Origin of the sequence: Opacimonas viscosa (assembly GCF_024199005.1) — a bacterium.
Taxonomy (GTDB): domain Bacteria; phylum Pseudomonadota; class Gammaproteobacteria; order Enterobacterales; family Alteromonadaceae; genus Opacimonas; species Opacimonas viscosa.
This window is the reverse complement of sequence record NZ_JANATA010000270.1, coordinates 1-246: the sequence shown is the minus strand read 5'-3', so window position 1 is coordinate 246 and position 246 is coordinate 1. Positions and strand designations below refer to the sequence as shown.

General features: G+C 52.4%; 1 protein-coding gene. It reads right to left on the bottom strand.

Translation table 11 applies throughout. The features are described from left to right. The coding region (locus tag NLF92_RS13555; RefSeq protein ID WP_254102788.1) for an alkaline phosphatase at window positions 1-246 on the bottom strand (246 nt) is incomplete at both ends.

Here is a 246-nt window from a genome sequence, read left to right as displayed (position 1 = left end):
GTCGGCGATATCTTTACAGCCGGCTTCTACCGCTTCAGCCGGCATATCTGAGACATCTTCCCAGTTGCGGTCAGCAGATTTAGCATAAGTGGCAGCAGGTGTTGCATGGGTAATACGCGCAGTTGCGATAACACCGGTAGATTTACCGGCAATTTCCGCCAGCTCCAGTGCAGTAACCAATTCATTACCCGCAACGGTTGAACAGTCGCCACGCTCGATGTCTTCAACAACACCAATGACGCCCAC